The sequence below is a fragment of the Rhodococcus sp. D-6 genome, assembly GCF_040256695.1.
In the GTDB taxonomy this organism is placed as follows: domain Bacteria; phylum Actinomycetota; class Actinomycetes; order Mycobacteriales; family Mycobacteriaceae; genus Rhodococcus; species Rhodococcus pyridinivorans.
Map to the genome: position 1 here is coordinate 4,246,996 of NZ_CP132970.1, position 14,059 is coordinate 4,261,054.

The following is a 14,059-nucleotide window of genomic DNA, read 5'->3' on the forward strand; positions in this document are numbered from 1 at the left end:
AATCAAGAGGAAGAATCGGCGTTCGCGCGCTTTGCCAGTTCGACGTACAGGTCGGTTTGATCGAAGGCCGAGCCCACAGGGCGCGCGTCGGTCATATCGGCGATCTCGTCCCAACGCTCGGCGATCGTCTCGGCGGTGCGCTCGGCCTCGGGAATGAAGACTGGCCGGGCTTCCAGCATGCGCGAGACGGCGAATACGCCGGCGCCGGCGCCGAGGATGACACCGTTCGGGGCATCCGGGGAGACCAGGAAGACCGCCCCGGGCGCGATGGTTTCCGGACCCAGTCTAGCGGCAGCGTCGTCGGGGAGCAGACCCTCGGTCATCTGCGTAGCGGCGGTCGGGGCCAGAGCATTGACCCGGATTCCCTTGCGGTCCCCCTCGATCGCGAGCACATTCGTCAGGCCGACCAACGCGGATTTTGCTGCGCCGTAGTTGGATTGTCCGAAGTTCCCGTATATTCCGGACGCCGAGGTGGTCATCAGGATCCGACCGTAACCCTGTGCCAGCATGTGCGGCCACGCAGCCTTGGTGCAGTGCACCGATCCCATCAGGTGCACATCGATCACCTTGCGGAAGTCGGCCAGCTCCATCTTGGCGAAAGTCTTGTCGCGCAGGATCCCGGCGTTGTTGATCAGGATGTCGATACGGCCCCACCGCTCGACGGCACCGTCGACCAGCGTCCGGACCGCAGCAACATCGGTGATATCGGTGTCGGATGGGACCGCGTGACCGCCCGCATCGACGATCTCGGCCGCCACCCCGGCGGCCCCGTCGCCGATGTCGTTCACGACCACCCTGACGCCGCGTTCCGCAAGCGCGAGGGCATGTGCACGCCCCAGGCCACCCCCGGCACCCGTGACGATCGCGACCTGCCCGGCAAACCTGTCCATATCTTTCGTCCTTCCCCGGCCTGCCGTACGGCCCGGCCTCGAAGCTTGTCGAATCAGTTGTGCAGAGTACGGATCCAGTCGCGTGTCGCCGCCGGATCGATCACGTCGTCGAGTTCGAAGGTGGTTGCCGCGCTCAGAGCGCGTCCGCGACTGTAGGCGTCGGTCACCAACCGGTCGTAGAGTTCGGTACGGGCTTCGTCCGTCGGTGCAGCTGCCAGCTCCTTGCTGTAGCCCAGGCGGACACTGCCTTCGAGTCCCATGCCTCCGATCTCGCCGGTGGGCCACGCGACGGTGAACAGTGGCGCGCGGTAGCTACCGCCGGTCATCGCCATGGCACCCAGCCCGTAGCCCTTGCGCAGCACCACTGCTCCGAACGGCACGGTCAGCCGGGCCCCCAGCACGAACAGACGCGCGAATCGGCGCACGGTGGCTTCCTCCTCTGCGGCGGGACCCACCATGAAACCCGGTGTGTCGCAGAGCGATATCATGGGAAGTCGGTGTTCCTCGCACAGTTCGAGGAAGTCGGCGAGCTTGTCGGCGCCTTCGGCATCGATGGCTCCGCCGAGATGGCGGCTGCTGTTGGCGATCAAGCCGAACGGTCGCCCTTCCACCCGCACCAGGGCTGTCACGATTCCCGGTGCGTAATCGGGACGCAGTTCGAGCACGGAGTCGACGTCGACGATCGATTCGATCGCCGCGTGTACGTCGTAGGCACGCAGTCGGTTCTCCGGGATCACGTGGCGAGCCAGCCGGGTGTCGGGTGCGGCCCATTCGGACAACGGTCCCTGGAAGTAGCTCAGATACCGTCGAGCCAACTCCACCGCATGCGCTTCGTCGTCGGCCACGAGGTGCACGACACCGTTCCGGCGCTGTACGTCGATCGGTCCGATCGCCTCGGGTGGATACTCGCCGAGTCCGCCGCCGGAGATCATGGCCGGCCCGCCCATTCCTATGTTGGCATCCGGTGTCGCGATCAGCACATCGCATACGCCTGCCAGCGCTGCGTTGCCCGCGAAGCACCGGCCCGAGACGACCGCGATCAGCGGCACCACTCCGCGCAGTGCGCCCAGGGTGCGGAAGGTCGGCACATCCAGACCTGCAACGATGTCGTGGTCGGTTTCACCCGGTCGTCCACCGCCTCCTTCGGCGAAGAGCACCACGGGGAGCTTCCGGCGTGTAGCGACTTCGAGCAGTCGATCCGTCTTGTCATGATTGCGCCAGCCCTGTGTGCCCGCCATGACGGTGTAGTCGTACGACATCACGACTGTCTCTGCCCGGTCGGCACCGAAGCGATCGGCCCCGATCGTGGCGATCCCACCGACCAGTCCGTCGGCCGGTCCGTTGACGATCAGGTCTTCCTCACTGCGCCGTCTGCGCTGTGCCGGCAGGACGAGCGGCCCGTATTCGACGAAACTCGACGGGTCGACCAGATCCTCGATGTTCTCCCGTGCGGTCCGGCGGCCGATGCTCCGGCGCTTGGCCACCGCGTCCGGGCGCGCCTCGTCGCGGGTGAGGCGGTGACGTTCGTTCACCTCGTCCAGATCGGTGCGGTGGCGATCAAGGTCGAGCGTCTCGGTCTCGGACACCCCGGCCCGAGCGCCTTCCTGCGGCTCGTGCACCACGAGGGGGTCGCCGATGCCGACGGTCTGTCCCGGCGAGACGAGCACTCGGACAGCTGTCGTCGAGGCGTCGGTCAGGATCTCGTGCTCCATCTTCATCGCCTCGAGCACCACCAGCGCCGAACCGGCGGCCACCCGTGCTCCCGATTCGACGACGGTGACCACGGTGCCGGCCATCTGTGCCCGCACCACCTCTCGTCCGGGAAGCAGATCGACCTCGGCGACCGCCGTCGTGGATCGCTCCTCCGACTCGGGTACGAGGTCGCCCAGGCGGCGGCGCAGGAAGTCGATGTCGACAGGACCGGAGCGGAACTCGTCGTCGCTGAGCAGGTTCCGCAGGAAGGCGATGTTGGTCGCGGGGCCCTCGATGACGAACTCGCCCAGCGCACCGTATGCCTTGGCGAAGGCCGACAGGGTGGTCGACGACCGCACGACGACTTTCGCCAGCAGCGAGTCGTAACGTGCACTGGTGACCAGACCCGGCACGCCGAAGGTGTCGACCCGTACGCCCGGGCCGGTCGGCGGAGTGAAGACGGACAGGGTTCCGGCGCTGGGTACGGCGGACCCGTCCGCAGACATCGTCTCCAGGTTCACCCGTGCCTGCACGGCAACGCCCTGTGCGGCAGTCGGCGTGCCGGTCACCTCGCCGTCGGTGCAGATGATTCCGGGAGGTAGCCCACAGCTGGACAGCGGTCTGCCCTCGGCAAGTTGGAGTTGTGTGGCCACCAGGTCGACTCCGGTCACCTCTTCGGTGACGGTGTGCTCGACCTGGATACGTGGGTTGACTTCGAGAAAGACGAAATCGGAGTCGCGGAGCAGGAATTCGACCGTGGCCAGACCCCGGTAGCCGACCGAGGCACACAGTGCACTCGCGGCGGACTGCAACCGCACCCGCAGATCCTCGGACAAGCCGGGCGCCGGTGCGATCTCGACGAGCTTCTGGTGACGGCGTTGCACGCTGCAGTCCCGGTCGCCGAGCGCCAGTGCGGTGGTGCCGTCCCCGATCACCTGCACCTCGATGTGACGGGCGCCGCCGAACAGTGCTTCGGCGAAAACCCGTCCGTCGCCGAAGCCCAGTTCGGCTTCCGCGACACAAGCGCGGTAGGCGGCATCGATGTCGGCGCCGGGCGGAACGGCGCGCATACCGCGCCCTCCGCCGCCGGCGACGGCCTTGATTATCACGCCTCCGGGTTGTCCGGCGGCGAAGGCGCGCACCGCCTCCACATCCACGCCCCGGCCGGTCGCGGGCAACACCGGTACCCCGGCCTGCTGTGCCGCAGCGCGTGCCGAGGACTTGTCACCGAAGGTGTCCAGCACGTCGGCGGCGGGGCCGACGAAGGCGATCCCCGCCCGGTCACAGGCGCGAGCGAAATCCGCGTTCTCGGCAAGGAACCCGTAACCGGGATGGATCGCGTCCGCTCCGCACTCGTCGGCGGCGGCGAGGACCGCGTCGATGTCCAGGTAGGCGGCCGGTCCGGACCCGGGCAGCCGCACAGCGTGGTCTGCCGCACCGACGTGCGGTGTCCCGGCGTCGTCGTCGGCGTACACCGCGATGGTGGCGATTCCCATCTCCCGGGCGGTACGGATGACGCGCAGTGCAATCTCACCACGGTTGGCGATCAGCAGCTTCATCGGTCAGGACTCCGTTCCGGGCTTCAGTTCTGCGGCGCGCTCGAGCAGCACGCCCTTGCGGATCTTGCCGGTGGCCGTCATCGGCATCTCGGCGACGAGCAGGATGTCCGGCACCTTGTAGCGGGCCATGTTCTCGCGGGCCCAGGCCGTGAGCGCTTCTTCGGTCACGCTGTCGTCGGCCGGTACGACGAACGCCACCGGAACCTGTCCTCGCTCGGGGTCCGGACGCGGGACCACCGACACCGACTCGACTCCGGCGTGCAACATCAGCAACGACTCGACCTCGGTGGGAAACACGCTCATTCCGTTGATCTTGATCATTTCCTTCGTGCGCGCGAGGTAGTGCAGCGCTCCGCGCTCGTCGATACGACCGATGTCGCCGGTGTACAACCAGCCATCACGAATCGACTCGGCTGTCGCGTCGGGACGTCCGTAATAGGCCGTGAGAATCGAGGGGCTGCGCACGATGATCTCGCCACTTTCCCCAACAGGCACCGACACGCCCTGCTCGTCGACGATGAGAATGTCGGTACCCGGCACCGGAAATCCGCAGAACACGGGTTCGGCGTGCAGGTCGTGGTCCTCGTCCTGAAAACCCAGCGTGAAGGTGTCACCGGTGTGTGTTTCGGTCATGCCGTACGACGCTTCGCGCAGCACACCACCCGTAGCCTCCCGCCACAGGCGCCGGATCTCCGGCGAGAGCTTGGTGACGAAGGAGACGGCGAGGGGATTGTGCAAAGACGTGAAGTCGGCGCCGTCGAAATCGGGCCGGTTCATCATCTCGAGGTAACTGTCGACGGTTGCGACGGTGTCGGTGACCTTGTGCTCGGCGATCAATGCCGCTGCAGCCGTCGGATCCCACCGCGTCATCAGCACCACGGTTTGGCCGTTGATCAGCGGTTTGAGGATGCCGAAGTCCTCCCCCGCGATCCAGAAGACGGGCAGGAAGTTCAGGCTCACACAGTCGGGATCCCCGGGGATCCGCCCACCGGACATCGTGACAGTTGCAGCGGTGTAGGCCATGTGACGCTGTGTGTGCTCGCAGCCTTTGGGCATCCCCGTGGTTCCGCCGGTGTAGTTCAGCGCGGCGAGCGCATCGGGGTCGCTCGGTCCGCCGACGTGGCGAGGCGCCGCCATCAGGTCGGCCCAATCCGACCCTTCCCGGTCGTCGGGGTCGAACGGAACCGGAACTGTCGGTGCAGCCTCAAGGAGATCTCCCAGTGCCGTTGTCACGACGGTCTGCACCGGCGTGTCGGCACGCACCGTCTCGACCAGCTCGCGCAGGTCCGTCTGCGTGAGCAGCGTCCTGACGCCGGCATCGTCGAGTTCGTGGCGCAGTTCGTGTCCCTTGAACAGCGGATTGATCGGAACATGTACGGCGCCGACCTTGAGGATCCCGAGCATCGCGATGTGGAACTGCGGGCAGTTGCCCAGGTGCACTCCGACGCGTTGCCCGGGCTGCACGCCGATGGACGTGAGCCACCCGGCGAATCTGTCGGACATCTCGTCGTAGGCGGCGTAGGTGATGTCGCGACCGTAGAAAGAGATGGCGACGGTGTCCGGACGCTCGCGCGCCCAATGTCGCAGGTGCTCGGCGAGCGCCGGTGTGCCCGCCGGATAGGTGAATTCACGCGGTACCTGCGCCGGCCAGTTCTTCTCCTGTAGGGCGCGAATCTGGGCCAGCGCGGACTCGATACGGTCGGACATGGTCACCTTTCTTCGGAGTGTGTGTCCCGAGCGGGGCGGGCGCCGATACCGACCAGCCGTTCGGTGAGGAGGATTTGATCGGCGATGAACTGCTGCTTCTCCTCCGGCGAGCTGTGTACCAATCGCTTCGCGCCATAGTGGATCGAGTCGGCGATCATCAGTACCAGTCGCTCGGGTGCGACTGCCGGGTCGATCAGGTCGGAGTCGAGACCATTGAGGTAGTTGGCGAATCGCCGCATGGTGCGGCGGCGCACGCTGCCCCAGATGGCCTCGACCTCCGGGTTCACCGAAGCGGCGACATCGATGAGCCCGACCAGCCCTCCGTGGGTGAAGATGACCTCGGCATACGCCCGTGTGGTGGCGGCGAGCACTTCGGCCGGTGCAGCCGTCTCGATACCTTCGAGGAACTGCGCCTCCGTCAGTTCATCGGCGATCTTCTCGACCACCGCCAGGAAGATCTCCTCCTTGGAGCGGAAGTAGGCATAGAACGTCGGGCGTGACGTGTGTGCACGGGCGGCGATCATCTCCACGGTGACGGCCCCGACCCCCACCTCGTCGAAGCATTCGGCGGCAGCGGAGAGAAGCTGGTTGCGGCGTTCGCCTCCGGCATCCTTACGCCTGGCACGGGCATGATCCTGTACGTTGCTCACGCACAGAGTCTGCTGGGGCACGGGCTCGCCTTCAAGGACGTCGGCAGGGATCACGCGGCGACACGAATGCCGGGGACGGCATCCGGATCTTCTCGCACGACCCTGTGGTTGGTCTCCGGGAGAAGCCAGGCGCACACCAGAGTGACCGCCGCCATCGCCCCGATGTAGATCGACACACCTACCGTCGACGCGGTTTCGGCCACGATCCAGGTCATCACCAGCGGCGCGACTCCGGAAACCGCCACGGCCGCGAGTTGGTAGGCCAGGGATGCACCCGAGTAGCGCACCCGCGGCTCGAACAACTCACCCATGAAGGCAGCGAGAGGCCCGTAGGTGAGTGCCTGCCCGACGCTGCTGACGACCATGGCGATGAACAACAACGGACCCGAGGCCGAATTCGCGAGCCAGAAGAAGGGGAAGGCCCACGCCATCAGAAGAGCGGCGCCGACGAGGATCAACGGTCGGCGGCCGACGGAATCGGAGAATTTGCCTGCCAGCATGATCACGATCGGCATGAGCACCGAGGTGGACAGAATGCACACCAGGATCACATTCCGGCTCATCCCCAGGCCTCCCTGCGCAGCCGGCTGGGTGCCGTAGCTGAGGAATCCGGCGATCGAGACGTAGAACGCCGAATTGGTGGCGGCCAGCAGGCCTGCCCCCAGCAGGATCATCCGCCAGTGCACACGAACGGCCTCCGCGAGCGGAGCCTGCGCGATGTGCTCCTCCGTGTTGCGCTTGCTTTCGACTTCGGCCTGCAGCTGGCGGAACTCCGCGGAGTCCTCCACACGAGTGTGGATGTAGAGCACGACCGGGAAGAGCAGCGCGCTGGCCCAGAACGGGATCCGCCAACCCCAGCTGAGGAATGCCGCATCCGACATGACCGAATTGGCGAGGATCATCGCGAGGTTGCCCAGGGCCAGGCCGAGGGGAACGCCCATCTGGCCGAACGTACCGGCAAAACCACGCTTCTTCGGGCCGGTCGATTCGGTGAGCAGCAGGACGATTCCGCCCCATTGGCCGCCGCAGGCCAGACCTTGGACGAATCGTAGGGTCACCAGCAGTATCGGCGCGGCGATACCCATCACGCTCGCCGACGGCAGGCAGCCGATCGCGAAAGTTGCGATACCCATCGTGATCAAGCAGATGAGCACCATCGGCTTGCGGCCGATCTTGTCTCCGTAGTGGCCGGCGATAATCCCGCCCAGAGGGCGGGCGACGAAACCGACCGCGAAGGTGCTGAATGCCAGCAGAGTACCCACCATGGCCGACGTGTCCGGGAAGAAGATCTTCGGAAACACCAGCGCCGCTGCGGTGCCGTAGATGAAGAAGTCGTACCACTCGATCGAGCTGCCGATCAGCCCGGCGCCCAGAAGCTTGCGATGAGACCGGCGACTCTGTCGTTCCGAGGCCTTGTCCGCCGGAATTGTTCGTGTCATGAATCATCTCCAGTTCTCGATGTGATACCGCACACAGGCTGCTTTACATTGACGTTCATGTCAAGCGTGTGAGCATGCGTTTTCCTGCTGCCGTGAACATGTCGGGACGCGGTCGGGCCGTCGCGTCACCGATGCGCTTTCCCCGCTCGGAGATCTCGGCAAACGAGGGCGCTCAACGGTTTCCGGCCGTATCGGCCCGACTTCCCGGTCGGATCAGGGTTGGAAGACGAGACGGCCCACTGTCGTACCGTCGCCGAGTCGACCCACCCCGTCCGACACATCACCCAGAGAGAGGTGTTCGCCGATCAGCGGGACGAGCAACCCCTCGTCGGCGAGCCGGGTCAGTTCGGCGTGGCACACGTCGGTCACGGCCGGGTTCTTCGATTGATAGAGACCCCAGTGCAGGCCGACGATCGAGTAGTTCTTGATCAGCGCGTGGTTGAGCGCCGGTTGGGGGATGGTGCCACCCGCGAAACCGATGACGACGATGCGGCCCTCGAAAGCGATGCACTTGGCCGAGCCGGCGTACGCGTCCCCGCCGACCGGATCGAACACGATGTCCGCACCGTGCCCACCGGTGAAATCCTTCACGATCGGCACGAAATCCTCGGTGTGCCGGTCGATCACGAGATCGGCACCGAGCTCCTTGGCATAGGCGGCCTTCTCCTGCCCGCCGACGACACCGATGACGGTCGCACCCGCGGCCTTACCGAGCTGCACGGCCGCGCTGCCGACTCCACCGGCAGCCGCATGCACGAGCAGATAGTCGCCCGCGGCGATCTGCGTGCGGCGGTGCAATGCGAACCAGGCTGTCTGATATCCGATGGTCAGCGCGGCGTTCGCAGCGTCGTCCAGCGCTTCGGGCGCGGGAAACACGTTGGCTTGCTCCATTACTGCGTACTCCGCGAATCCGCCGTGCGGCAGTACCGGCGTTCCGACGACCCGATCACCGAGCGCGGCGCGAGTGACACCTTCTCCCACTGCAACGACTTCACCGCACAGTTCGACACCCGGTGTGAACGGCAGCGGCGGCGTGATCTGGTACTTGCCCCTGCACAGCAGGACATCGGGGAAGTTCGCCGGCACGGCCAGCACCTTCACCAGTACCTGGCCGTCACCGGCGGTGGGTTCTGCGACGTCCTCGAGTTTCAGGACAGCGCGGGGCTCTCCGAGTTGGCTCACACGCCAAGCCTTCATCTGTTCTCCTCAACTGGTGCCGATGGATGGTGGTGCCCGGTCCGGGCCGCCTACGGGGCGGCTGCGCGTCGCAGTGATCGCGGGGTGCCTGTTGTCCTGCGGTGCCGGAAGCGGCAATGGCCGTCTCGTCCGTCACGAGTTCTCGACGTCTTCGTGATGTCCGAGCGCGCCGCTACGGCATCAGATGCCGGCTGCGGCCGCTATCTCACGTGCCTTGTGCACGAGTGCGTCGATCCGTTCCACGGTGGGGGTGCCCGCGGCTGCCCTGTTGGCCGGCGTGTCCATGGCCCGGCGCATCACGCCCTCGGCGATGATCGCCACCTTCCACAATCCGAGGACGTGCCAGAACTTCAACGCCTGCGGGTCCCGCCCGCTTGCGTCGAGGTAGATCCGGGCGAGTTCGTCACGGTTCGGGAATCCCTCGAGCGTCGAGGCCGGGAAATCACCCCCGGTGGTCTCACCGGGCTGCGGCCAGTAGGCGAGCAACGATCCCATATCCGCCAACGGGTCGCCGAGAGTCGACAGCTCCCAGTCCAGCGCGCCGATCACGTCGCCGGTGTCGCGGGAGACGATCACGTTGCGCAAGTGGAAGTCGCCGTGTACGAGCGAGATCTCGGTCTGTTCGGGTATCGCGGCGATCAGTCTCCGGGTGAGGTCGTCGAGCTCCGGTAGTTCCCGGGTCTTCGACTGCTCCCATTGACCGGACCAGCGCTTGAGCTGCCGCGCCGCATAGGGTTTGTGACTGGCCAGATCGTCCAGCCCTACATGCGCCAGGTCCACCGCGTGGATCTCGACGAGCGTGCGGGGTAGTGCCACCGCGATCTCGCGGCGCCGCTGCGGCGTCAGCGACTCTGCGACTTCCATCGTGTCCACGACCATGCCGTCGATGAACTCCATCAGCACCAGTGGCACGTCCGATATCGCAGCGTCCTGGGCGACACCGAAGATCCGCGGCACAGGCACGTCCGTGTGTTCGAGCGCCGACATGATCCGTGCCTCGCGGGCGACGTCGTGCGCAGAGGCCAGTAGGTGGCCGAGCGGCGGGCGACGCAGCACCCACCGTCGGCCGCCGTCGTCGCGCACCAGATACGTGAGATTGGACTGACCGAGGCCGATGCGGTCGAACGACAGTTCGCCGGTGATGTCGATGCCCAACTCGCCGAACCAGCGGGTGACCGCGGCCGGATCCACCCCGAGGATCTCCCGCCGCACTGCCTCAGACACCGAGCGACGCTCCCTTCCGGTAGGCACGGGCATCGCCGAGCCGCTGGCCACCGTCGATGACCATCGTTTCACCGGTGATCCACGCGGCTGCGTCGGAGGCGAGGAAGGCAATTGCCGAGGCGATGTCCTCGGGTTCACCGATCCGAGCCAGGGCCGTCGCCCCCGATACCTCGTTCTCGTGTTCTTTCCACAGCGCTTCGGCGAGTTTGGTCCGCACGACACCGGGCGCGACAGCGTTGACGCGGATCGCAGGTGACAACTCCAGAGCGAGCTGCTTGGTCAGGTAGATCAACGCTGCCTTCGACACGTTGTACAAGCCGATGTCGGCCTCGTGACCGAGACCGCCGATCGAGGCGGTGTTGATCACGGACCCACCGTGTTCGCCCATCCACGCTTCGGTGGCCAGCCTCGTCCACAGCAGCGGCGCCCACAGGTTCACGTCCATCGTCTTCGCGAACCGGCCGTGATCCTGCGCGATCATCGGTCCGTAGGCCGGGTTGGTTCCCGCGTTGTTGACGAGAATGTCGACGCTACCGAACTTTTCGAGTGTGATATCGATGCAGCGGCGTGCTTGGTCCTCCCCCACGGCGTGTGCGCCGACACCGATCGCGTTGCCGGTGATCTGCGCGGCGGCGGCGTCGGCGGCGTCCTGCTTGCGGGAGGTGAGCACCACGGCGGCGCCCGCGGTCGCCAGGGCCTGCGCCGCGGCCATCCCGATGCCCCGGGACGCGCCGGTGACGATGGCGGTCCTGCCGGTCAGGTCGACGGTGATCATGTTCAGTGGCCTTCCGGTCGCAGGTCACGGTACTGCCGCAGCTCGCGTCGGGCGATGGCGCGTTTATGCACCTCGTCGGGGCCGTCGGCCAGACGCAGGGTACGCAGATGGGCGTAGGCCATCGCGAGCGGGAAGTCGTCGGTGACTCCCCCGCCGCCGTGTACCTGGATGGCTCGGTCGACGATCTTCAGTGCGATCGTCGGAGCCGCAACCTTGATCGCAGCGATCTCGGTCTGTGTCTCCTTGTTGCCGACCGTGTCCATGAGGTAGGCGGCCTTGAGGGTGAGCAGACGGATCATCTCGATCTCGATGCGTGCCTCCGCGATCCAGTCCTGGATGTTGGCGTTGTCGGCGACCGGCTTACCGAAGGTCACGCGCGACTGGGCGCGTGCGCACATCAGGGCCAATGCACGCTCGGCCATTCCGATGGAACGCATGCAGTGGTGGATACGTCCCGGCCCGAGACGGGCCTGGCTGATCGCGAAGCCCTCACCTTCCCCTTTCAGCAGGTCCTTCGAAGGCACCCGGACGTCCTTGAAGTCGATCTCCGCATGTCCCTCGCGGTCCTGGTAACCGAATACCGGCAGTCCGCGCATCACGGTGACTCCCGGCGCGTCGATCGGCACCACCATCATCGATTGCTGCCGGTGGGGCGGCGCAGACGGATCCGTTTTGCCCATCACGATCATCACTTTGCAGTTCTTGTGAAGAGCGTTGGAGGCGAACCATTTCCGTCCGTTGAGGATGTAATCGTCGCCGTCCTTGACCATCGACAGCTCGACGTTGGTCGCGTCGGAGCTGGCGACGGCCGGCTCGGTCATGGCGAATGCGGAAGCCATCGTGCCGTCGAGCAGCGGCTTCAGGTACTTCTCCCGATGCTCCTCGGTGCCGAAGAGTTCGAGCACCTCCATGTTGCCGGTGTCGGGGGCGTTGCAGTTGCATGCCTCGGACGCGATGTGGCTGCGACCCATGATCTCTGCCAGTGGAGCGTACTCGAGGTTCGTCAGGCCACCGCCGGTGCCGGGATGGGGGTGGAAGAGGTTCCACAGACCCCGCCTTTTCGCCTCGGCCTTGAGCTCTTCGAGAATCGGCGGCTGGAAGTGTGGATCACCGGACGCGCGCATCTGTTCGTCGTACACGGCCTCGGCCGGATACACATGCATGTCCATGAAATCCAGCAGTTCCTTCTGCAACCGCTGGGCGTGCTCCGAAAGGTCGAACAGGGACATGTGACGCTCCTGATGGTGGCATGGGATTCGGTGAACAAGCTCGTTCGGGAAGGGCCGGCCCGATGTCAGCCCTCCTGGAGGGACGCCTGGTAGCGGCGCATGCCGCGCAACCATCGGTCGTAGTCGGCGCCCTTACGGCGGTACATGTCGAGGACCTGGGGATGCGGCAGGACGAGGAAACGCTCGTCGTCGATCGCGGCGAGGACGTCCGCAGCGACTTGGGCAGGTTCGAGGATTTCCCCGGCAGTGGTGACTGCCTTCGCCCCGATATCCGCCAGGCCGTCCGGTGCACTGTCGTCCGGGAACAGAAGCTTGGTGTTGACGCCCTGCGGGCACAGGCAGCTGACTTTCACGCCTCGGTCGCCGTAGGTGACGCTGAGCCATTCGGCGAAACCGACTGCTGCATGCTTGGTCACTGAGTAGGTGGCCGAACCGACCTGCGTGAGTAGTCCGGCAGCGGAAGCAGTGCTGACGAAATAACCCTCGCCGCGCTCGACCCATCCCGGTACCAGTAGTTGCGCGGCGCGGATGTGGGCGCGCAGGTTCACATCGAGCGACAGGTCCCATGCGGCGTCGTCGGCTCCGAGTCCCGGCGTCCCCGTGATGCCGGCGTTTGCGAAGTAGAGGTCGACCGGACCGAATTCCTTCTCCGCCAGCGTGATCAGATCGGTGATGATCTCGGTCTTCGAGACGTCACCGTCGGCGGCGACCGCGGCACCCGGATGATCGGCGACGATCTTGTCGACAACGGTCCCAGCGGCTGCGGCATCGAGGTCGGCGACGACGACCCGCGCACCCTCGTCGACGAGCGCCCGTGCGATCGCGCCCCCGATCCCCCCGCCGCCCCCGGTGACGACAGCTACTTTGCCTGCAACCTGCACTCCCGGCCCGCTTTCGTGTCGATGGATTCTCGTGCCGGTCCCGCACCGGCTACGCCCAGCGGGTCGGCCCTGGCCGACCCGCTGGGCCTTCGGAGCATCCGGATGTGATGCATCTCTCTTCCCTCATGTATAGTTGAATCCGGCGTCAAGTTCAACCCTGTGCGTTCTCGTCGAATTCTGGCGCCATCCCCGCGATCTGCACACTGTCGACCTGCGTCAGGGAGAAACATGGACACGACCACCCTTCCCGTCCGCCCGAGTACGGCTGCCGATCTCGCTGCGCTCATCGGAAAAGAACTCGGACCGACCGAGTGGTACGAGATCACCCAGGAGCGCGTGAACGCTTTTGCCGACGCGACCGGCGACCATCAGTGGATCCATATCGACCCCGAGAGAGCCGCGGCGAGCCCGTTGGGTAGCACCATCGCGCACGGGTTGTTCAGCCTTTCGCTGGGTCCATACCTGTCCGGCCGATTGCTTGCATTCGACGGTTTCGCGCACGGTCTGAACTACGGCTACAACAAGGTCCGTTTCCCCGCTCCGGTTCCGGTCGGCTCTCGGATCCGTATGCGCGTCACGGTTGCCTCCGTGAACGAGGTCGCCGGTGACGTCCAGGTCACGACCACACAGATCATCGAGCGGGAAGGTTCCGACAAGCCGGTCATGGTCGCCGAGTCGATCGCGCGCGTCGTCGCCGGAGATTGATCCGGCCGGCTCCCTGCAGGCGGGAGAACCTCGACCGCGCAAAGTCTTTCAGCACGTACCTTTTACCGCTCGTTCACGGTGCAACGCACAACGGCCACGTCGCTACGCGGC

At 65.8% G+C, this 14,059-nt stretch carries 11 protein-coding genes; 1 reads left to right on the forward strand and 10 read right to left on the reverse strand.

Annotation, left to right across the window (positions count from 1 at the left end; genetic code table 11):
* Window positions 1–2 precede the first annotated feature (2 nt).
* From RBB84_RS19925 to RBB84_RS19970, 10 genes are all read right to left on the reverse strand, one after another.
* Window positions 3–890: an SDR family NAD(P)-dependent oxidoreductase gene (locus RBB84_RS19925; RefSeq protein WP_252173350.1), complete on the reverse strand. Its 888-nt coding sequence runs from the start codon at window positions 888–890 to the stop codon at window positions 3–5.
* A gap of 53 nt (window positions 891–943) precedes the next feature.
* The gene (locus RBB84_RS19930; protein WP_350246626.1) at window positions 944–4,141 is read right to left on the reverse strand and encodes a carboxyl transferase domain-containing protein; all 3,198 of its coding nucleotides are present in this window, start codon (window positions 4,139–4,141) and stop codon (window positions 944–946) included.
* Between the two features lie 3 nt (window positions 4,142–4,144).
* Entirely contained in the window at window positions 4,145–5,848 is a 1,704-nt protein-coding gene (locus tag RBB84_RS19935) for an AMP-binding protein (RefSeq protein ID WP_252173352.1), read from the reverse strand.
* Between the two features lie 2 nt (window positions 5,849–5,850).
* The gene (locus tag RBB84_RS19940; RefSeq protein WP_254583425.1) at window positions 5,851–6,498 is read right to left on the reverse strand and encodes a TetR/AcrR family transcriptional regulator; all 648 of its coding nucleotides are present in this window, start codon (window positions 6,496–6,498) and stop codon (window positions 5,851–5,853) included.
* 50 nt (window positions 6,499–6,548) lie between these two features.
* Window positions 6,549–7,937, reverse strand: a complete 1,389-nt coding sequence (locus RBB84_RS19945) for an MFS transporter (protein ID WP_019290703.1) — start codon at window positions 7,935–7,937, stop codon at window positions 6,549–6,551.
* A 213-nt stretch (window positions 7,938–8,150) separates the two neighbouring features.
* Window positions 8,151–9,134: an NADPH:quinone oxidoreductase family protein gene (locus RBB84_RS19950; protein WP_019290704.1), complete on the reverse strand. Its 984-nt coding sequence runs from the start codon at window positions 9,132–9,134 to the stop codon at window positions 8,151–8,153.
* Between the two features lie 180 nt (window positions 9,135–9,314).
* A complete protein-coding gene (locus RBB84_RS19955) occupies window positions 9,315–10,358 on the reverse strand; it encodes a phosphotransferase family protein (protein ID WP_350246627.1) in 1,044 nt (347 codons plus the stop codon).
* Complete coding sequence (locus RBB84_RS19960) at window positions 10,351–11,133, reverse strand: SDR family oxidoreductase (RefSeq protein WP_033097495.1); 783 nt, start codon at window positions 11,131–11,133, stop codon at window positions 10,351–10,353. Before RBB84_RS19960 ends, RBB84_RS19955 begins: the two co-directional genes overlap by 8 nt.
* Before the next feature lie 2 nt (window positions 11,134–11,135).
* Window positions 11,136–12,362, reverse strand: a complete 1,227-nt coding sequence (locus tag RBB84_RS19965; protein WP_019290707.1) for an acyl-CoA dehydrogenase family protein — start codon at window positions 12,360–12,362, stop codon at window positions 11,136–11,138.
* A 65-nt stretch (window positions 12,363–12,427) separates the two neighbouring features.
* Entirely contained in the window at window positions 12,428–13,243 is an 816-nt protein-coding gene (locus RBB84_RS19970) for an SDR family oxidoreductase (protein WP_230824881.1), read from the reverse strand.
* Between the two features lie 228 nt (window positions 13,244–13,471).
* Here RBB84_RS19970 and RBB84_RS19975 point away from each other — a divergent pair, with 228 nt between their 5' ends.
* Window positions 13,472–13,948: a MaoC family dehydratase gene (locus RBB84_RS19975; protein ID WP_033097497.1), complete on the forward strand. Its 477-nt coding sequence runs from the start codon at window positions 13,472–13,474 to the stop codon at window positions 13,946–13,948.
* Window positions 13,949–14,059 lie beyond the last annotated feature (111 nt).

Coding starts and splice junctions, on each gene's coding strand:
- RBB84_RS19945 (WP_019290703.1), bottom strand. CDS start 7,937: ATGACACGAACAATTCCGGCGGACAAGGCCTCGGAACGACAGAGTCGC.
- RBB84_RS19960 (WP_033097495.1), bottom strand. CDS start 11,133: ATGATCACCGTCGACCTGACCGGCAGGACCGCCATCGTCACCGGCGCG.
- RBB84_RS19930 (WP_350246626.1), bottom strand. CDS start 4,141: ATGAAGCTGCTGATCGCCAACCGTGGTGAGATTGCACTGCGCGTCATC.
- RBB84_RS19925 (WP_252173350.1), bottom strand. CDS start 890: ATGGACAGGTTTGCCGGGCAGGTCGCGATCGTCACGGGTGCCGGGGGT.
- RBB84_RS19965 (WP_019290707.1), bottom strand. CDS start 12,362: ATGTCCCTGTTCGACCTTTCGGAGCACGCCCAGCGGTTGCAGAAGGAA.
- RBB84_RS19975 (WP_033097497.1), top strand. CDS start 13,472: ATGGACACGACCACCCTTCCCGTCCGCCCGAGTACGGCTGCCGATCTC.
- RBB84_RS19950 (WP_019290704.1), bottom strand. CDS start 9,134: ATGAAGGCTTGGCGTGTGAGCCAACTCGGAGAGCCCCGCGCTGTCCTG.
- RBB84_RS19935 (WP_252173352.1), bottom strand. CDS start 5,848: ATGTCCGACCGTATCGAGTCCGCGCTGGCCCAGATTCGCGCCCTACAG.